Below are 17,249 nucleotides of genomic sequence, written 5' to 3'. Positions count from 1 at the left end.
TCAGCTTCCCGTCGGTCGCACGAGACCGGCCGCCGTGCGCAGCAGGATGCACACGTCCTGCCAGAGCGACCAGTGGTCGATGTAGTGGTTGTCGAAGCGGCAGCGGTCCTCGATCGAGGTGTCGCCGCGCAGACCGTGCACCTGCGCGAGCCCGGTCAGACCCACCGGCATCCGGTGCCGGGCCGCGTAACCGGCGTGGATCCGGCTGAACTGACCGACGAAGTAGGGACGTTCGGGCCGCGGCCCGACCAGGCTCATGTCGCCGCGCAGCACGTTCCACAGCTGCGGCAGCTCATCGAGCGAGGTCTTCCGCAGGAAGTGCCCGGCCGCGCTCATCCGGTGGTCGTGGGCGACGCTCCACCGGGTCGCCGACTCGGTCTCGTCGGCCGGCCGCAGCGTACGGAACTTCAGCAGCGTGAACAGGCGGCCGTTCTGCCCCACCCGCTCCTGCCGGAACAGCACTCCCGGCCCGTCCGCGATCCGCACCGCCAGGGCGCACACCAGCAGCACCGGCAGCGCCAGCGCCAGCGCGGGCCCGGCCAGTGCCACGTCCAGGACCCGCTTCGCGGTGAGCCCGGGCCGCTCGCCGACCGGCACCAGCCGCCGGCAGCCGTAGCCCCACAGATGGTCGCCCATCGCCGCCCCGGCCGCCCCGCCGCCGATCCGCCAGGTGGTGCAGCCGTACTGCTGGAAGAGGGTCAGCAGACCGTCGTCCTCGGTCAGGAAGACCGCGTCGCGGACCGTGTTCTGGATGACCGCCCGGTGGATCTCCTCGGTCGTGCTGAGCACCGGAAGGCCCGGCTCGCCGCCCGGGCGTTCGCCGTCCGGCCGCGCCCCGACGATCCCGACCGGCCGGATCCCGTACTCGGGGTGCTGGACGAGCGCGGCGGCGAACCGCTGCGCCGCGCCCGGCCCCCCCACCACGAGGGCCGACCGCGGATGCGCACGCGCCGACCGCCGCCGGTGCGCCTGGACCAGTCCGCGCAGCACGGCCACGGCCACGACGTGCGTGCCGTACGCGGCACACAGCCGCAGCGGTCCGAGCGCGAGCCCCGGGGCGTACGCGGCCACCGCCGCGGCCGTCACGCACCAGGCCACCCCGGCGCGCGAGGCCAGCGCCGGCAGGTCGTCGAGGACGCCGGTGAGCACGACCACCGGGCGGTAGAGGCCGGCCCGGCCGTCGAGCAGCACGACGAGCGCCCCGACGAACAGCGCGAGGTCCCAGCGCCGGTGCGCGGCGGACAGCAGGCACGTCGCGAGCAGGACGGCGCACGCGTCGGCCACGACCAGGGGCACGGCGGCCGGCCGGCCCCCCGCCGGCCGCCGGCGCGGCGGCAGCGCGAGGCGGTCGGCGGCACCGCGGGGCGAGGTCAGGGAGGCGACCTGGCCCGCGGAGGGCCAGGAGCCGGGCGAAGGAGGGATGCTGGTGCTTTCGGTCGTCACTGTGCGATCGGCTCTCTGTGCTCCGTGCACCGCACTCCGGCCATCTCGCGGTAGAGCTCCGCGACGGCCGCGCCGGTGCGCCGCACATCGAATCTGCTGAGTACGTGCTCGCGGGCCTCCCGGCCCAGCGAGTGCCGCAGTTCGGGCCTGCCCAGAAGGCGGCCGAGCGCCGCGGCGAGCGCCGTCGGATCCTCGGGCGGTACCAGGCACGGCTCCACGTGGCCCGGCGGCAGGCTCTCCCGCGCCCCGTCCACGTCGGTGACCACCACCGGCCGCCCGCTCGCCATGGCCTCCAACGGCGCCAGCGCCATGCCCTCCCAGCGGGAAGGCAGGACGACGACGTCGGCCGCCCGGTACCAGGGCGCGGGATCGGCGACGGCCCCCGTGAACCGCACCGACGGCGGGGCGGCGGCCCGCAACCGCTCCGCCTCCGGTCCGTCCCCCACCAACACCAGCCGCGCCCCGGGCACCCGCGCGAGCACCGAGGCCCACGCGTCGAGCAGCACGTCCTGCCCCTTCTGCCGGCACAGCCGCCCGACGCACACGACGAGCGGCCCCGACGGCGCCTCCCCGGCCCCGGCGGCGGGCGGCCCTTCCGGGCCGCCCCGCACCGGCACGGCCGGCAAGTCGTCGCCGGGCTCCGGCGGGGCGAACCGGGTCGTGTCCACGCCGTTGTGGACGACGGACCAGCGCGCCCGCACCCCGGCCGTCTCGCCGGTGCGGCGCTCGGCGTCGCTGACGCAGAGGACCGCGGCCGACCACCGGGCCGCCCAGCGCTCCCACCGCAGGGCGAGGGCCGCGGTCGTGCCCTCGACCGCCTCGAAGGACCAGGCGTGCGGCTGGTACACCGTCGGGACCCTTCCCCGCAGGGCGAGCCGGGCGCACAGGCCCGCCTTCGCGCTGTGCGCGTGGACCAGCGCGGGCCGTACGGTACGGACCAGCCGGGAGAGGTCACGCGTCTCGCGGACCAGCCGCGGGCCGGGGTCACGGCCCGCCCGCCAGTCGTACGCGTCGGCGCCCTCCGCCCTTACGGCGGCGGCGAGTTCGGTGCCGGGCGGGCAGGCCACGGCCACCCGCAGGCCCGCCGCGAGCTGGCCGCGGACCAGGTCCGTGACGACCCGGGCGACCCCTCCGTCACCCGGCTGGACCGCGTGCAGGACGTCCGGGTGTGCTCGCGGGCGCACGTCAGCCCCGGGCGTCCGCCCGCCGGGCATCCGCCCGTGGGAAGCAGAGCCCGCCGCGCCGGACGGCGACCTTCCGGCTCCCGAGGCGGATGTGGAAACGATCGGCCCCATGGCGCAGCGCCCCCCGCAGATCGAAGACGTCGGAGTCGTACCCCAGGCTGTTCTGACGAGCGGGCAGTCGTCCCGTACGACTGACTCCCGGTGCCGTGATGCTGGAGTTCATCAGGCCGCCCGCGGAATTCTCGGAATCGAAGATCACGCCGCGCGTGACGCCCGTCCCCCGGCCGGCCCGCGCCCCGGCGCGCCGCTTCGCACACACCAGTCCCCGGCGTACGGCATGAACCGCTGAATTCCGCATACAGGTTCTCCGCTTTGATGAGAGGAGGAAGGGAAGACCCGTGGAGACCGGGGGAGAGGATGGTGTCGACCGCGCGAAATGTATGAACGCGCGAGGGGGCGGGAAGCAACGTTCGGAAACGTTATAACCCCCGAGCCGGGCGATAGTAAGCATTAGATGCCCGGAAACCCTAACTTCCGTATCCCGGAGGCAGGTTCCTCGTTGTGCGTGTTGCGCCTTTCTGGGCCCAGTCACTCGAATGACCCTCTTATGGCCCAAAGATCGGTTCAACGTCACCCGTTCGGGAGAGCAACCTATGAAATCCCACGGCGTTGATGAAGGAGCCGGGCGAAACCGTCCGCGCCGTCCGAGTAGCAAATCGATCGAGGAGACGTTCTCCATGTCCCGTATCGCGAAGGCTGTCGCCCTCTCCTTCGGTGCCGCCGCCACCGTCGCCGGTGCCGCCGGTGTCGCCACCGCCGACGCCGGAGCCCACGGCGCGGCCGTGCACTCCCCCGGCGTCCTGTCCGGCAACCTCGTCCAGGTCCCGGTGCACATCCCGATCAACCTCTGCGGCAACACCGTGAACGTCATCGGTGCCCTGAACCCGGCGTTCGGCAACACCTGCATCAACGCCTGATCTCGCACGCCGGATCGTGGTCCTTCCGAGGCCGGCGCGCCGCCCCTGCCGGGGTGGCGCGCCGGCCTTTCGCCGTCTGCTCACCGTGTGGTGACTCCTTCGGCGCACCTCGTGCGCCGTCCGGTGCAACGGCGTACGCCCCCGAGAGGGGCAGGTCGCAGGGGGTGATTCACTCGAACGGATGCGTGGCGCTCGGTAGTTCTGCGGTTGCGGAGCGCTATAGCCGCAGGCACGGTGGCGGAGAAGTTGTCCGACGCATAAGGAAAAGGAACACATATGCGTCCCCTGGCTCCACGCCGCCTCACCGTCCTGGCGATAAGCGTCGCCGTCGCCCTCGGCACAGCGGGACCCGCCGTCGCCGACGAACTCCGCCCGTCCCGCCCGGCCACCCACGCCGGCTCCCCGGCCCAGCTGCCCGACTCTTCCGTGCTCCTCGCCCAGGCGAAGGCGCTCGGGACCGACGACGGCCGGATCTCGGCCGTCGAGGCCGAGCGGCTCAAGACGGAGATAGAAGCCGTCGTCGACGCGGCGAAGGCGGCCGCCCCGGCCGGCCTCCCCGTGGCGCCCGCAACCGGGAGGGCCGCGCCGGCCGACCCGGTCACGGACGTGCTGGCGACGGTGCAGAAGGCGGTCGCCGACCTCCTCGCCGCCGTCACCTCGCTCAATCCGACCGACGTCGTGGGCACGGTCACCAGCACGCTCACCTCGGTGGTCAACCTGGTCCTGTCCACCCTCGGCGCGGGCGGGCTCCCGAAGCCCGAGCTGCCCGCTCTGCCGGACGTGGGCGGGCTTCCGGCCCAGCCGGCGGTGAAGCCGGCGGCGCCACCCGCGGCCTGGGAGCTGCCGGTGAAGCCGTCGGCGGCCTCCGAACTCCCGGTGAGGCCGGCGCCGCCGGTCCGCTAGCGGGCGAGAACGGACGCATACGGGTCGTGCCCGTCCAGGACTCCTGGACGGGCACGACCCTTTCCGCCGCTCTTCCTCCCGCCCGGCCGGACATCCGATCGGGACATCACTCCGGTGCTCATCGTTCGGGTGCAGTGTCGAGAAAACCCCGCCACCGGAGTTTCCGGGCGGCGCACGTCTCGTTACAGAAGGCGTAACGGCGTACGGGAACCCCTCAAGGGGCCTGTACGGCAAGCGACTTGCACGCAGAAGGAAGGACTCTCCCCATGAAGCCCACCAAGGTTGCCGCGGCCGTCGCCGGTTCTGTGATGGCCCTGGGTGTCGCCGCGCCCGCGATGGCCGCGGAGTCGATGGTGCCCACCAGCCTGGACGGTGGCCTCGGCTCGCTCACCGGCAGCGGGCTGACGACGGAAGCGCTGAGCAGCACCACGGACGGCTCCCCCGTCAAGACCGTCACCGACGCCGCGACCCAGTTGAACCAGTCCGGCGCCGGCTCCTCGCTGCTCGGCGGTCTGCCGGTGGGGGCGAGCCCGCTGGGTGTCTGACGGCCGGCCGACGGCTCCCCGTCGTACGAGGCCCTGGCGACCTTCCGCGCCAGGGCCACACCTCTGGGACGTTCCGGCGTCCGATTGAATGATTTTCGGATTGCCCGCCGTGTGGCCTCGACCTCGCGCCCGGTCCGTGTTCCTACGCTCACGCCATTCCCACGCAGTCGGACGGCGTGGGAAGGGCCGGACGGAGCAAGGGGGGATCCCCGCCGGCTTCTCCCTTGTTCCAGAGGAAGAGCGGTATGCGATCCATCATCAGCAGGAAAATGCTCACCACCGCGGCGGCGACCGGCCTTCTGTCGCTGACCGGCGGATTCGCCCTGACCGTGAACTCCGCTGCCGCCACGGGTGAGTCCCCGGGATCGGGCAGCGGCCGGCACGCGTCGGCCCCCCTGCCGGCCAACGTCTGCGGCGACCACGCGCGCCTGGGGGAGCAGGTCGCCGCGGCGGTCGGCGACATCTGCCGGCAGGCGCTCCAGTCGGTCCGGGGACCGGTCGGCGACGACCCCGACGGCTACGGGGACGAGGAGCCGGACGGCCACTCCTCCACCCCGCCGGGGCACCCGTCGACTCCTCCCGGTCACCCGTCGACCCCGCCGGGGCACCCCTCCACCCCGCCCGGTCACCCGTCGACCCCGCCGCCGTCCCACCCGGACGAGCCCGGTGGGTGCGAGGACGGCGGGACGGGCCCGCACTGCGAACCCGGTCACCCGTCGACCCCGCCGGGACACCCCTCGACCCCGCCGGGACACCCCTCGACCCCGCCGGGACACCCGTCGACTCCTCCCGGTCACCCGTCGACCCCGCCGGGGCACCCGTCGACTCCTCCCGGTCACCCGTCGACCCCGCCGGGGCACCCCTCCACCCCGCCCGGTCACCCGTCGACCCCGCCGCCGACTCACCCGGACGAGCCCGGTGAGTGCGAGGACGGCCAGACCGGTCCGGGCTGCGAGCCCGGTGGCGAGACGACTCCGCCCGCCTCCACCCCGCCGCCCACCCACCCGGACGAGCCCGGCTGCGAGGACGGCGGAAACGGTTCCGGCTGCGAGGGACCCGGCGGCACCACCCCGCCCGGCGGCACGACCCCGCCCGGGGGCACCACCCCTCCCGGCAACCCCTCCCACCCCGGTGAGCACCCGCACCTCCCCGACACCGGTGGTGACTCCGCCGCTCTCATGGGAGCCGCCGGGATCAGCGTCGCGCTCCTCGTCGGCGGCACCGTGATGTACCTGCGCGGCGGGCGACTGGTGCGCGGCAGGCACTGACGCCGTACGCTGACGCGACGTCAATCCGGGCCCCCACCCTCACCGGTGGGGGCCCGAGTGTTGCTGCACTCAGGGGAATGCCGTCACGAACACCCCCGCAACTCGTTTGCAGGACATGAATCTGCGATCTCACGCCGGCCTCGGCCTCCTGGCCGCCGCCTTCGCCTCCGCCGCCCTGGCCTCCCCCGCCACCGCCGACGCGCCCGTCATCGTCCCGCTGCAGGGGCTCGAGCCGGTGCTCCCGATGGACGCCCCCTCGGTCGCCACGGGAGTCCCCACGCCCATCCCCGGCGCCCCCACCGGCTTCCACCAGGGCTCCGGCGGCCTGCCGGACCTCACCCTGCCCCGTGTCCCGCTCAGCAGCACCCTCTCGGAGACCGACGTCGCGGCGCCCCTGCCCGAGGTCCTTCGGGACAGCGAGCCCGGCACCGCCGGCCTCAACAGCCCGCGCTCCGAGATGAAGGCCGTCACGCCCGGTGCCGTCGTCGGCAACCCCGTGCACGCCCCCAAGGGCGACGGCCTCGGCCTGCCCGACCTCGGCATCCCGCAGGTGGGCGTCCTCACCCCCGCGCTGAACGGTGCGCTCGACCCGCAGCTGGGCCTCGCGCCGTCCTAGCCGGCCTCGCCGCAAAGCGGCCTCCCGGGCGCGGAATTTCCGGGGACGGGCTTTTGTGCGACCCATGACCCGGCGGGTGAAGACACGATTCTTCCCGCCACTCGCGGGGTCTCGGCTCGTTGCACCGGAAGGCTTGTCGCATGGCCGCGGCCCGCTGACCACGGTCCGCTCCGTCGTATCCGACGGCGGGTGGACGGTGGTCCGCGGGCCATCTCTTCCGATTGTTCGTTCGTTTCCTTCCCGTTCGGCGCAATGGCCGTGACGCGAACGCCGCTGCGCCGTTGAAGGACATACGTGGCCGTGATTCTCGCGGTCGCTTTCCACGTTCAAGGAGTTCCTGATGTCTCGCATCGCGAAGGCTGCCGCTGTCATCGCCGGCACCGGTGCCGTTGCCCTCAGCGGAGCCGGCCTGGCCGTCGCCGACTCGGGCGCCCAGGGCGTCGCCGCCCACTCGCCCGGTGTCGGCTCCGGCAACGCCGTGCAGGTGCCGATCCACGTGCCGATCAACCTCTGCGGCAACACCGTCAACGTCATCGGCCTGATCAACCCGGCCTTCGGCAACCAGTGCGCGAACGTCGACGGCGGCGCCGACCACCGCGACGGCGGCTACGGCGGCTGATCCTCCCGCCTCCCTGTAGGACGAAGCGTCCCCCCGGCCCGCTGGGCCGGGGGGACGCTTCGTCAGGGGCGCCGGCTCTCGCGCCGGTCTACGCGTAGCGGTAGATCGTGCTGTGGTCGAGCAGCTCGGCCGGCGTCACGTTCCACGGGCCCATCCGCTCGTGCAGCGCCGCCACCTTGCGGTGCTGCGGATCGCCCAGCGGCGGCGGGTCCTTCGGCAGATAGCCGGCGCCCGGGTTGCGGGCCTGCCAGCGCGACCACAGCAGGTCGACGAAGGCGTGGTGCAGCCAGAACACCGGGTCGTTGACCGAGGCACCGCCCAGCATCAGGCCGCCGACCCACCGGTGCACCCGGTTGTGCAGCCGGAAGCGGGCGTTGCCCGTGCCCGGCGCCCAGCCCTCCAGCCGGTTGCGGAAGCCGGAGCCGCTGGTCGAGTTCCAGGGCGCCGTGTCGTAGACCCGCTCGCGCAGCACCTCCTCCACCTGCTCGGCCGTCGGCAGGGTGATCGGGTCGTGCGGGCGGCCGAAGTCCCGGCTGAGGAAGCGCTGTTCGGTCATGTTGTGGCGGATGGGCCACCGGCCGCCCGCGTACGCGAAGGGCCCCGTCATGACCTGGAGGTCGCCGCGCCGGCCGTTGCCGCCGAGGAAGTCCTCGCTCCACAGCGAGGCGGCCGGGGTGTTGTCCCGGGTCCAGTCCCAGTACGGCACGGTCACCGACGGGTCGACCATCCGCAGCGCCCGCTCGAACTCCAGCAGGAACTTGCGGTGCCAGGGCAGGAAGCTCGGGCACATGTGCGCCACCCGCAGCTTGCCCTCGCCGTCGGCGACGTAGTGGTCGATGTGGGTGCGGACGAAGTCGTCGTACTTCCCCGTCCGCTTGAGTTCGAGGACGGCGGAGACGAAGCGCTTCCGCTCGGCACTCGTCAGATCGCGCTGGTTCTTACGCGTGTACGCCACGCGGGCTCCCTCCGGGACGGACGCCGTGGGCGGCGGCGTAGCGGCTCAGCGGGGCGGATCCCGCCGCGTCCACGGCCGCCCGGGTGGCCGCCAGCGGCGTGGGGCACGACTCGTAGTGGTCGAGCGGGCTGACGTAGCCGCCGTCGGCGCAGCGCATCAGGTGCAGCGGCCGGCCGTCGACGAGGGCCACCGGCTCGCCGGACGGCCCCGTGCGGCCCTGGATGCGCCGGCCCCCGTACATCTCGTCGAAGGCGGACGGGTCATCCGGCTCGCGGCCGGACGGCGGCGCGCCGGCGATACGGGCCAGCGCACCGCCCGTGAAGGCGGTCACGGCCAGGGCGAAAAGGGACCGCAAGGCCACGCGGCGCGGGACGATCATGAGCGATCTCCTTCGACGACGGATGCCCCCCGGGCACAACGAGGAAAACGCCGGTTCGTTGCGCCGGAAATGCCACGGGACGGATTGTCGGCCGAATGAGTGAATTCGGTGAGGGGTGGCCCGTGTTCGTCCCCTAGCATCCGGATCCATGACCACTTCCAACGCCGTTGCCCAGGCGCACAGCGCCCATTCCATGGGGACGCTCACCGTCATCTCGTGGATCCTCGGACCCACCGATGACATGCCCGCCACACCCTTTCTGATGGTGTACTCGACCGGGGACGGCCTGCACGGCGCCGAGGCCGGCGAGGCGGAGCTGCGGGAGACCCTGGAGGGCATGGGCGTGCCGATCGGCGGCACCGTCGTCGACGCCGGTCAGGACCGCGGGATCGGCGCGCACCTGCTCGTCGAGGCACAGCGGGCCGTGCTGACGCTGCCGTTCACCAACGCGCAGTGCCCGGTGTCGCCGGAGTGGCAGGCGGCGGCCTACGAGAACGGGCACGTCATCCTGATGGTCCCGGTCGTGCCGTGGCCGGACGCGCGGCCGGGCGTGCCGATTCCCGAGGACAGCCTGCAGGCCTTCATCACCGCCGACGAGACCGTGCGGAACTCGGCCCACATCGCGGTGCCGGTGAGCCGGATCCAGGGCTGAGCGGGCGGGAGGCGGCCTGATGGCGACGGTCAACGTACGGGGCCCGGTGCCCGGTCAGCGGCATCAGCGGGACGCCGGGCGGACGGGCGGCGAGGGCATCGGCGCGGGCCGGGCCTTCGCCTGGATGCTCGTGGTGACGGGCGCGGCCGGCGTGCTGGCCGGCTGGGTCATCACGATCGACAAGATCAAGCTGGCCGAGGACCCGGGGTTCCAGCCGGGCTGCAGCCTGAACCCGGTCGTCTCCTGCGGCAACATCATGAAGAGCGAGCAGGCGGCCGTGTTCGGCTTCCCGAACCCCCTCCTCGGTCTCGTCACGTACGCCGCCGTCGTCGCGGTGGGCGCGGGGCTGCTGGCCGGTGCCCGCTACCGGGGCTGGTTCTGGCTCGGGCTGAACGCCGGGATGCTGTTCGGCGTCGGGTTCTGCACCTGGCTGATGCAGCAGTCGCTGTACGAGATCAACTCGCTGTGCCTGTGGTGCTGTCTGGCCTGGTGCGCCACGATCGTCATGTTCTGGTACGTCACCGCGCACAACGTGCGCAGCGGGGTGCTGCCCGCGCCCGCCGCCGTGAAGGGCTTCCTGGGTGACTTCGCCTTCGCCTTGCCGGTGCTGCACATCGGGATCATCGGCATGCTGATCCTGACCCGCTGGTGGGAGTTCTGGACCAGCTGACGTGCGCTCCCTCCTCTCCTGGCCGCGGGTGGCACTGGCCGTGCTGCTCGCGGCCGTCCTCGTGTTCCTGCTGCCGTACGAGCGGCTCGCCCCGGGGGACCGGCACACCGGTGACCGGGCGGCGCCGCCCGGCACGGAGCCGGTGCCGCCGTCGGCCGCCCCGGGTGTGCCCGCGGGCTTCTTCACCGGCTCGGACGCGGCCGGGGTGCGCCGGATCGCCGAGGTGGAGGAGTGGCTGGGCGGGCAGCCGCTCATGGTCGGGCACACCTATCTGCCGGGTGACCGCTGGTCCAACATCGAGGGGCACCCGGCGCTGTTCGAGCCGTGGGCGCGGTGGAAGGAGCGGCGGCCGGGGCGGCTGTTCGTCCTGAACGTGCCGCTGCTCGACCGCAACGAGGAGGGCCTCACCGACGCGGAGGTGCGGGCCGGGCTCGCGCGCGGGGCGGCCGGCGAGTTCGACCGGCACTTCGGGACGCTGGGCGCCCGTCTCGTGGAGCACCGGCTCGCCGACGCGGTCCTGGTCCTCGGCTGGGAGATGAACGGCACCACGTACGGGCACCGCTGCGGCCCGGACCCGGAGCGATGGAAGGCGTACTGGCGGCGGGTGGTGGCCGTGCTGCGGGAGGTGCCGGGGCAGCGCTTCCGCTTCGACTTCACGCCGAGCCGGGGGACGGACGCCGTCGCGTGGCCGCGCTGCTACCCGGGCGACGACGTCGTGGACATCGTCGGCATGGACGCCTATGACCAGCCCGAGGGGCTGTCGTTCGAGGAGCAGGTGACCGAGCCGTACGGGCTCGCCTTCCACGCCCGGTTCGCGGCGGCGCACGGCAAGCCGGTGTCGTTCCCCGAGTGGGGGCTGTTCCGCAACGGGGACAACCCGGCGTACGTACGGGGGATGCTGGACTGGTTCGCGCGGCACCGGCCGGTGTACCAGACCTTCACGGACTACTGCCCGCACGGGGTGTGGGCGTGCCCGGACAATCCGGCCTCGGGCGAGGTGGTCAGGGGCGCGCTGGGCGCGGCGGGCGGGGCGTCAGACCCGTCTTGAGGGTGTCGACGGTCCGGTCGAGCAGGGCGACGAGGTCGTCGCCCCGGCCGTGTTCGGCCCAGTGGACGGTCGCCTCGCGCAGCGCGCCGAGGACGGCGGCGGTGAAGACCCGTACCTCCAGGTCGTCGGGGGACCGGCCGGTGCGCTCGGCGACGGCGCCGGAGAGCAGCCGGCCGGTCTCGGCGGTGGTCTCGGTGAGCCGGGCGCGGACGGCGGGGATCTCGACCATCAGGCGGGCGCGCAGCCGGGTCTCCTCCGGCTCCGTGGCGAGGGCGGAGGTCACCGCGTCGAGGACGACGGCCCGCAGCGAGTCGAGGGGGTCCTCACCCGCGGGGCGGGCGCGCAGCCGGTCGACCAGCAGCTCGTCCTGCTCGTCGGTGAGGAGGATGTCCTCCTTGACGGGGAAGTAGCGGACGACGGTGGAGGGGGAGACCTCGGCCGCCGCCGCGATCCGCTCGACCGTGGCGGCTTCCCAGCCCTGCTCGGCCGCGAGCCGGTAGGCGGCCTTCCGGATCGCGGTGCGGGTCTTCAGCTTCTTGCGCTCACGCAGCGAGGGGCGGGACGGAGCAGGGGGCTTGTGGGCGGCCATGACCGTCATTGTGCCTGGTCAGGCCGGTCGGGCGGGTCCGGTCAGGCGTGCTGGTAGGCGACCAGGGAGATGCCGACGTAGTGGACGGTGAAGGCGGCGAGGGTCAGCGAGTGGAAGACCTCGTGGAAGCCGAACCAGCGGGGCGAGGGGTTGGGCCGCTTGATGCCGTAGATGACTCCGCCGGCGCTGTAGAGCAGCCCGCCGACGATGACGAGGACGAGGACGGCGATGCCGCCGGTCCGCATGAAGTCGGGCAGGAAGAAGACGGCGGCCCAGCCCATCGCGATGTAGCAGGGCGTGTACAGCCAGCGAGGGGCGCCGACCCAGAAGACCCGGAAGGCGATGCCGGCGGCGGCCGCGGCCCAGACCGCCCACATGAGCGGCCGGCCGGTCGAATCGGGGAGGAGGAGCAGGGTCAGCGGGGTATAGGTGCCCGCGATGATCAGGAAGATGTTGGCGTGGTCGAGCCGCCGCAGCACGGCCTCGCCGCGCGGTCCCCAGTTCCCCCGGTGGTACAGGGCGCTGATGCCGAAGAGCAGGCAGGCGGTGAGGGCGTAGATCCCGCAGGCGATCCGGGCCCTCGGCGAGTCGGACAGGGCGACCAGGGCGATGCCCGCGACGACCACCGCGGGGAACATTCCGGCGTGCAACCAGCCTCTGAGGAGCGGTTTCAGGGGGAGCGGCAGCGAGGGGCGCTGCTCCGCGGTGGTGAGGTCCGGGGTGGCTGCAGTCATGTCCCCGCATGCTACCTACGCCTGCGTAGGAAGCGGATATGAGTGGCGATGCTCACGTGTGAGGCCCTCTGGACATATGGGCGCCGACATCGGATGATCAAATGAGTGCGGTCGGCACCGGATGAGCGCCTACGACGCATCCGGGTCGCAGCCCCCAAGGGGCATACATCTAAAAAACCCCTCTTCAAGGAGCAATCGTGGCGCGCGACAACGCGGCTCCCTCCACCGTCCCCACCCAGCACCGGGAGCTCGTCTCCTGGGTCAACGAGATCGCCGAGATCACCCAGCCCGACCGTGTCGTCTGGTGCGACGGGTCCGAGGCCGAGTACGAGCGCCTCTGCGAGGAGCTCGTCGCCAAGGGGACGTTCAAGAAGCTCGACCCGACCCTGCGCCCGAACTCGTACTACGCGGCCTCCGATCCGACCGACGTCGCGCGCGTCGAGGACCGGACCTTCATCTGCTCCGAGAAGGAGGAGGACGCGGGCCCGACCAACCACTGGAAGGCCCCCGCGGAGATGAAGGAGATCTTCGCCGGCGAGAACGGGATCTTCCGCGGCTCCATGAAGGGCCGCACCATGTACGTCGTGCCCTTCTGCATGGGCCCGGTCGGCTCCCCGCTCTCCGCCATCGGCGTCGAGATCACCGACTCCGCGTACGTCGCCGTCTCCATGCGCACCATGACCCGCATGGGACAGGCCGTCCTCGACGAGCTCGGCACCGACGGCTTCTTCGTCAAGGCCGTCCACACCCTCGGCGCCCCGCTGGAGGAGGGCCAGGAGGACGTGCCGTGGCCCTGCAACTCCACCAAGTACATCTCGCACTTCCCCGAGAGCCGCGAGATCTGGTCGTACGGCTCCGGCTACGGCGGCAACGCCCTGCTCGGCAAGAAGTGCTACGCCCTGCGCATCGCCTCCGTCATGGCCCGTGACGAGGGCTGGCTCGCCGAGCACATGCTCATCCTCAAGCTGACGCCCCCGCAGGGCGAGTCGAAGTACGTGGCCGCCGCCTTCCCGTCCGCCTGCGGCAAGACCAACCTCGCCATGCTGGAGCCCACGATCTCCGGCTGGACGGTCGAGACCATCGGCGACGACATCGCCTGGATGCGCTTCGGCGAGGACGGCCGCCTCTACGCGATCAACCCCGAGGCCGGCTTCTTCGGCGTCGCGCCCGGCACCGGCGAGCACACCAACGCCAACGCCATGAAGACCCTCTGGGGCAACGCCGTCTTCACCAACGTGGCCCTCACCGACGACAACGACGTGTGGTGGGAGGGCATGACGGAGGACGAGCCGCGGCACCTCACCGACTGGAAGGGCAACGACTGGACCCCCGAGTCCGGCACGCCCGCCGCCCACCCCAACGCCCGCTTCACCGTGCCTGCCTCGCAGTGCCCGATCATCGCGCCCGAGTGGGAGGACCCCAAGGGCGTGCCGATCTCGGCCATCCTCTTCGGCGGCCGCCGCGCCTCTGCCGTCCCGCTGGTCACCGAGTCCTTCGACTGGCAGCACGGCGTCTTCCTCGGCGCCAACGTGGCCTCCGAGAAGACCGCCGCCGCCGAGGGCAAGGTCGGCGAGCTGCGCCGCGACCCGTTCGCCATGCTGCCGTTCTGCGGCTACAACATGGGCGACTACATGGCGCACTGGATCAAGATCGGGCAGGGCGCCGACCAGGCGAAGCTCCCGAAGATCTACTACGTCAACTGGTTCCGCAAGAACGACGAGGGCGCGTTCGTCTGGCCCGGCTTCGGCGAGAACAGCCGCGTCCTGAAGTGGATCGTCGAGCGCCTCGACGGCAAGGCCGAGGGCGTCGAGACCCCCATCGGCGTGCTGCCCACCAAGGAGGCCCTGGACCTCGACGGGCTGGAGCTGCCCGAGGCCGACCTGGACTTCCTGCTCACCGTCGACAAGGACATCTGGCGCGAGGAGGCCGCCCTCATCCCCGCGCACCTGGAGACCTTCGGCGAGCACACCCCGAAGGAGCTGTGGGACGAGTACCGCGCCCTCGTGGAGCGCCTCGGTTAGTCCCCCCGTGACTCGTGGTGGGTTGCCCCGATTTCCGCCCTGACCAGCTGGGGTCACGACGGCCCGCCACGACGCATCCGGCCCCCGGAGCCCCCTCACGGCTCCGGGGGCCGGCGCACGTCCACGGGACTTCGCGCCTCAGCGGCGCGCAGCACCGCGGGGGCGGCACGGGAGCCCGGCGGGCGCCGGTGAGCGGAATTCGTGGGGGGGATGGGTGGCGCCCGGTCCGCGCGGTGTCGAGCCGCGCGGACCGGGGCCGTCAGGGGGTGCCGACCAGGGGTTCCCCGGCGAGCGCCGCGGTGTGCGCGTCCATGCGCTCGGCGGCGAGGATCGCGGCGGCCGTGTCGGCCCGGGAGGCGGCGACGACCAGGGCGCGGCCCGCCAGGGCGTGGGCCTTGCGGTGCAACGCCGCGGGGGAGGCACCGCTCAGGCCGGCGTGGCGGGCCGGCGGCGCGCCGCGCAGCCGGGCCACCTGCCGGGCGATGAGCTCGCCGGCCTCGGTGTCGCCGAGCTCGTCGGTGACGGCGAGCAGTGCGGAGAGGTGGCCGGCGAGCTGGATGTCCAGCTCTTCCTCGCGGGAGCGGTGCGGGTAGCCGTTCCGGTCGTCGTCGGCCATCCGGTGGACCGACTTGGTGCGGATCGGTTCGTACATGGGATGGCCTCCTGCGGTAGGTCTGGAGACATCCTAGCTTAGATTCGATCTAAAGTTGAGCTGCGTCGAGAAACGGTGCCGGGGTATCCGGAGGGGCCGCCCCGGCCCCTCAGTGCTGGCCGTAGCCGTCCAGGAAGTTCCCGATCCGGGTCACCGCGTCGGCCAGGTCCGTGGCGTTCGGCAGCGTCACGATCCGGAAGTGGTCCGGCTCGTGCCAGTTGAAGCCGGTCCCGTGCACCACCATGATCTTCTCCGCCCGCAGCAGGTCCAGGACCATCTGCCGGTCGTCCTTGATCTTGTAGACGCTCGGGTCGAGCCGCGGGAAGAGGTACAGGGCGCCCTTCGGCTTCACGCAGGTCACGCCCGGGATCCGCGTCAGCAGTTCGTACGCCGTGTCCCGCTGCTCCAGGAGCCGCCCGCCCGGCAGCACCAGGTCCTCGATCGACTGCCGCCCCTGCAGGGCGGCGGCCACCGCGTGCTGGGCCGGCATGTTGGCGCACAGCCGCATGTTGGCGAGGATCGTCAGCCCCTCGATGTACGAGGAGGCGTGCGCCTTCGGGCCGCAGACCGCGAGCCAGCCGGAGCGGAAACCCGCCACCCGGTAGTTCTTGCTCATCCCGTTGAAGGTCAGCACCAGCAGGTCGGGGGCGATGGCGGCGGTCGGGGTGTGCGTCACTCCGTCGTAGAGGATCTTGTCGTAGATCTCGTCCGAGCAGACCACCAGACGGTGGCGGCGGGCGATCTCCGTCAGGCTCCGCAGCATCTCGTCGTCGTAGACGGCGCCGGTCGGGTTGTTCGGATTGATGATCACGATCGCCTTGGTCCGATCGGTGATCTTCCGCTCGATGTCGGCGAGGTCCGGCATCCAGTCCGACTGCTCGTCGCAGCGGTAGTGCACGGCCGTACCGCCGGCCAGCGAGACCGACGCCGTCCACAGCGGATAGTCGGGGGCCGGGACGAGCACCTCGTCGCCGTCGTCGAGCAGCGCCTGCATCGACATCTGGATCAGCTCGGACACCCCGTTGCCGAGATAGATGTCCTCGACCGACAGGGGGATGCCCTTGGTCTCGTAGTGGCTCATCACCGCCCGCCGGGCGGACAGCAGGCCCTTGGCGTCGCCGTAGCCGTGCGCCTCGGCGAGGTTGCGCAGCATGTCCTCGAGGATGGCGGGCGGACACTCGAAGCCGAAGGCGGCCGGGTTTCCCGTGTTGAGCTTGAGGATGCGGTGACCCGCAGCTTCCAGCCGCATCGCCTCTTCGAGCACCGGGCCCCGGATTTCGTAACAGACGTTGGCGAGCTTCGTGGACTGGATCACCTGCATGACGAGAGCTTACGGCGGGGCCGGGCGGCGCGCCTCGTGTTCTGGGACACGTCGGGCACGCCCCGGAGTCCGGGACGTGTGACCCACGTCGCTCCGGCGCTGTCGTGCTCCCTACAATCACGCCTCGTGAGCCAGTACAACGCGGGGGGCGCCGAGCCCCCGAGACGGCGCCGCCACGCCACCGGGCGCCGCGGCCCCGGCCCGCTCTGGATGATCGGGAGCGGGGCCGTCGTGGTGATCGGCGTCCTCGCCGCCGTCACCGCCCTCGACTCCGGACCGGCCGGCCGCGCCCCCGCCGTGGACGACGGCCACCCCGGCATGCCCGCGTTGATCCAGCCCGACGCCGGCGCCACGGACGACGAGACCAGCGGGACCCCGACCGCACCGGCGAACAGCCCGTCCCGCCCGGCGAGCGGTTCTCCCACCGCCACCCCGGCCACCCCGGCGGCCTCCGCCACCTCCGGGGCCGCTCCGGCCCGGACCACGCCCTCGGCGACCCCCTCCGCCGGGACCACCGGCTCCGGCCAGCACCCGGGGAAGTCGGGCTCCGCCCCGGGCGTGGCGAAGAAGCCGAGGTAGTCGAGGCAGCCGAGGGAGGCCGGTCGGGGCAGGGCGGCCCGCCCGGGAGCGACGGGGTGCGGGCGGGGACGGGCGCGCGGGGGACGAGGCGCCC

The 17,249-nt window shown here is 72.7% G+C and carries 19 protein-coding genes; 11 read left to right on the top strand and 8 right to left on the bottom strand.

The window, feature by feature from the left end:
* Together ABD954_RS12125 and ABD954_RS12120 are read right to left on the bottom strand one after the other, a co-directional pair.
* The gene (locus tag ABD954_RS12125; RefSeq protein ID WP_345485961.1) at nt 1–1,443 is read right to left on the bottom strand and encodes a sugar transferase; all 1,443 of its coding nucleotides are present in this window, start codon (nt 1,441–1,443) and stop codon (nt 1–3) included.
* Entirely contained in the window at nt 1,440–2,657 is a 1,218-nt protein-coding gene (locus ABD954_RS12120; protein ID WP_345485960.1) for a glycosyltransferase, read from the bottom strand. Before ABD954_RS12120 ends, ABD954_RS12125 begins: the two co-directional genes overlap by 4 nt.
* Nucleotides 2,658–3,364: 707 nt before the next feature.
* On the opposite strand from ABD954_RS12120, the gene ABD954_RS12115 reads away from it, so the two are divergent.
* The 6 genes from ABD954_RS12115 to ABD954_RS12090 all read left to right on the top strand — a co-directional run bounded on the left by ABD954_RS12115 (nt 3,365) and on the right by ABD954_RS12090 (nt 7,555).
* Nucleotides 3,365–3,604: a chaplin gene (locus ABD954_RS12115; RefSeq protein ID WP_345485959.1), complete on the top strand. Its 240-nt coding sequence runs from the start codon at nt 3,365–3,367 to the stop codon at nt 3,602–3,604.
* Between the two features lie 276 nt (nt 3,605–3,880).
* Entirely contained in the window at nt 3,881–4,507 is a 627-nt protein-coding gene (locus ABD954_RS12110) for a hypothetical protein (RefSeq protein WP_345485957.1), read from the top strand.
* Between the two features lie 266 nt (nt 4,508–4,773).
* The gene (locus tag ABD954_RS12105) at nt 4,774–5,052 is read left to right on the top strand and encodes a hypothetical protein (RefSeq protein WP_345485955.1); all 279 of its coding nucleotides are present in this window, start codon (nt 4,774–4,776) and stop codon (nt 5,050–5,052) included.
* Nucleotides 5,053–5,297: 245 nt separating this feature from the next.
* Entirely contained in the window at nt 5,298–6,320 is a 1,023-nt protein-coding gene (locus ABD954_RS12100) for an LPXTG cell wall anchor domain-containing protein (protein WP_345485953.1), read from the top strand.
* A gap of 115 nt (nt 6,321–6,435) precedes the next feature.
* Nucleotides 6,436–6,936, top strand: coding sequence for a hypothetical protein (locus ABD954_RS12095; RefSeq protein WP_345485952.1), 501 nt, complete (start codon nt 6,436–6,438; stop codon nt 6,934–6,936).
* A gap of 340 nt (nt 6,937–7,276) precedes the next feature.
* Nucleotides 7,277–7,555 carry a chaplin gene (locus ABD954_RS12090; protein ID WP_345485951.1) on the top strand — a complete coding sequence of 93 codons (279 nt, stop codon included), beginning with the start codon at nt 7,277–7,279 and terminating at the stop codon, nt 7,553–7,555.
* Between the two features lie 88 nt (nt 7,556–7,643).
* Here ABD954_RS12090 and ABD954_RS12085 read toward each other — a convergent pair whose 3' ends face one another.
* On the bottom strand, nt 7,644–8,510 hold the full coding sequence (locus ABD954_RS12085; RefSeq protein WP_345485949.1) for a tyrosinase family protein: 867 nt from the start codon (nt 8,508–8,510) through the stop codon (nt 7,644–7,646).
* Nucleotides 8,494–8,889 carry a tyrosinase family oxidase copper chaperone gene (locus ABD954_RS12080; protein WP_345485947.1) on the bottom strand — a complete coding sequence of 132 codons (396 nt, stop codon included), beginning with the start codon at nt 8,887–8,889 and terminating at the stop codon, nt 8,494–8,496. The genes ABD954_RS12085 and ABD954_RS12080 overlap by 17 nt, the downstream gene beginning before the upstream one ends.
* Nucleotides 8,890–9,037: 148 nt before the next feature.
* On the opposite strand from ABD954_RS12080, the gene ABD954_RS12075 reads away from it, so the two are divergent.
* Genes ABD954_RS12075 through ABD954_RS12065 form a run of 3 tightly spaced genes read left to right on the top strand, consistent with a single transcriptional unit; the run spans nt 9,038 to nt 11,259 of the window.
* A complete protein-coding gene (locus ABD954_RS12075) occupies nt 9,038–9,541 on the top strand; it encodes a DUF5949 family protein (protein ID WP_345485945.1) in 504 nt (167 codons plus the stop codon).
* 19 nt (nt 9,542–9,560) lie between these two features.
* Nucleotides 9,561–10,211, top strand: coding sequence for a vitamin K epoxide reductase family protein (locus ABD954_RS12070; protein ID WP_345485944.1), 651 nt, complete (start codon nt 9,561–9,563; stop codon nt 10,209–10,211).
* A 1-nt stretch (nt 10,212) separates the two neighbouring features.
* The gene (locus ABD954_RS12065; RefSeq protein ID WP_345485943.1) at nt 10,213–11,259 is read left to right on the top strand and encodes a glycoside hydrolase family 26 protein; all 1,047 of its coding nucleotides are present in this window, start codon (nt 10,213–10,215) and stop codon (nt 11,257–11,259) included.
* On the opposite strand, the gene ABD954_RS12060 is transcribed toward ABD954_RS12065, so the two are convergent.
* The gene (locus tag ABD954_RS12060) at nt 11,213–11,848 is read right to left on the bottom strand and encodes an acyl-CoA-like ligand-binding transcription factor (protein WP_345485942.1); all 636 of its coding nucleotides are present in this window, start codon (nt 11,846–11,848) and stop codon (nt 11,213–11,215) included. The two genes, ABD954_RS12065 and ABD954_RS12060, sit on opposite strands and share 47 nt — an antisense overlap.
* Before the next feature lie 41 nt (nt 11,849–11,889).
* The gene (gene trhA, locus ABD954_RS12055; RefSeq protein ID WP_345485941.1) at nt 11,890–12,582 is read right to left on the bottom strand and encodes a PAQR family membrane homeostasis protein TrhA; all 693 of its coding nucleotides are present in this window, start codon (nt 12,580–12,582) and stop codon (nt 11,890–11,892) included.
* A gap of 197 nt (nt 12,583–12,779) precedes the next feature.
* On the opposite strand from trhA, the gene ABD954_RS12050 reads away from it, so the two are divergent.
* Nucleotides 12,780–14,603 carry a phosphoenolpyruvate carboxykinase (GTP) gene (locus tag ABD954_RS12050; protein ID WP_345485940.1) on the top strand — a complete coding sequence of 608 codons (1,824 nt, stop codon included), beginning with the start codon at nt 12,780–12,782 and terminating at the stop codon, nt 14,601–14,603.
* Between the two features lie 259 nt (nt 14,604–14,862).
* On the opposite strand, the gene ABD954_RS12045 is transcribed toward ABD954_RS12050, so the two are convergent.
* On the bottom strand, nt 14,863–15,255 hold the full coding sequence (locus tag ABD954_RS12045; RefSeq protein ID WP_345485939.1) for an SCO4983 family protein: 393 nt from the start codon (nt 15,253–15,255) through the stop codon (nt 14,863–14,865).
* A gap of 109 nt (nt 15,256–15,364) precedes the next feature.
* Nucleotides 15,365–16,576 carry a pyridoxal phosphate-dependent aminotransferase gene (locus ABD954_RS12040; protein WP_345485938.1) on the bottom strand — a complete coding sequence of 404 codons (1,212 nt, stop codon included), beginning with the start codon at nt 16,574–16,576 and terminating at the stop codon, nt 15,365–15,367.
* A gap of 126 nt (nt 16,577–16,702) precedes the next feature.
* On the opposite strand from ABD954_RS12040, the gene ABD954_RS12035 reads away from it, so the two are divergent.
* Nucleotides 16,703–17,155, top strand: a complete 453-nt coding sequence (locus tag ABD954_RS12035) for a hypothetical protein (RefSeq protein ID WP_345485937.1) — start codon at nt 16,703–16,705, stop codon at nt 17,153–17,155.
* Nucleotides 17,156–17,249: the final 94 nt, after the last annotated feature.

The sequence above is a fragment of the Streptomyces roseoviridis genome (assembly GCF_039535235.1).
In the GTDB taxonomy this organism is placed as follows: domain Bacteria; phylum Actinomycetota; class Actinomycetes; order Streptomycetales; family Streptomycetaceae; genus Streptomyces; species Streptomyces roseoviridis.
This window is presented reverse-complemented; position numbering and strand designations above follow the sequence as displayed.

What these genes read in the sequence shown, in the direction of transcription:
- ABD954_RS12095 (WP_345485952.1), top strand. Translation starts at nt 6,436, where the DNA reads ATGAATCTGCGATCTCACGCCGGCCTCGGCCTCCTGGCCGCCGCCTTC.
- ABD954_RS12060 (WP_345485942.1), bottom strand. Translation starts at nt 11,848, where the DNA reads ATGGCCGCCCACAAGCCCCCTGCTCCGTCCCGCCCCTCGCTGCGTGAG.
- ABD954_RS12110 (WP_345485957.1), top strand. Translation starts at nt 3,881, where the DNA reads ATGCGTCCCCTGGCTCCACGCCGCCTCACCGTCCTGGCGATAAGCGTC.
- ABD954_RS12080 (WP_345485947.1), bottom strand. Translation starts at nt 8,889, where the DNA reads ATGATCGTCCCGCGCCGCGTGGCCTTGCGGTCCCTTTTCGCCCTGGCC.
- ABD954_RS12075 (WP_345485945.1), top strand. Translation starts at nt 9,038, where the DNA reads ATGACCACTTCCAACGCCGTTGCCCAGGCGCACAGCGCCCATTCCATG.
- ABD954_RS12070 (WP_345485944.1), top strand. Translation starts at nt 9,561, where the DNA reads ATGGCGACGGTCAACGTACGGGGCCCGGTGCCCGGTCAGCGGCATCAG.
- ABD954_RS12115 (WP_345485959.1), top strand. Translation starts at nt 3,365, where the DNA reads ATGTCCCGTATCGCGAAGGCTGTCGCCCTCTCCTTCGGTGCCGCCGCC.
- trhA (WP_345485941.1), bottom strand. Translation starts at nt 12,582, where the DNA reads ATGACTGCAGCCACCCCGGACCTCACCACCGCGGAGCAGCGCCCCTCG.
- ABD954_RS12100 (WP_345485953.1), top strand. Translation starts at nt 5,298, where the DNA reads ATGCGATCCATCATCAGCAGGAAAATGCTCACCACCGCGGCGGCGACC.
- ABD954_RS12045 (WP_345485939.1), bottom strand. Translation starts at nt 15,255, where the DNA reads ATGTACGAACCGATCCGCACCAAGTCGGTCCACCGGATGGCCGACGAC.
- ABD954_RS12040 (WP_345485938.1), bottom strand. Translation starts at nt 16,576, where the DNA reads ATGCAGGTGATCCAGTCCACGAAGCTCGCCAACGTCTGTTACGAAATC.
- ABD954_RS12120 (WP_345485960.1), bottom strand. Translation starts at nt 2,657, where the DNA reads ATGCCCGGCGGGCGGACGCCCGGGGCTGACGTGCGCCCGCGAGCACAC.
- ABD954_RS12105 (WP_345485955.1), top strand. Translation starts at nt 4,774, where the DNA reads ATGAAGCCCACCAAGGTTGCCGCGGCCGTCGCCGGTTCTGTGATGGCC.
- ABD954_RS12090 (WP_345485951.1), top strand. Translation starts at nt 7,277, where the DNA reads ATGTCTCGCATCGCGAAGGCTGCCGCTGTCATCGCCGGCACCGGTGCC.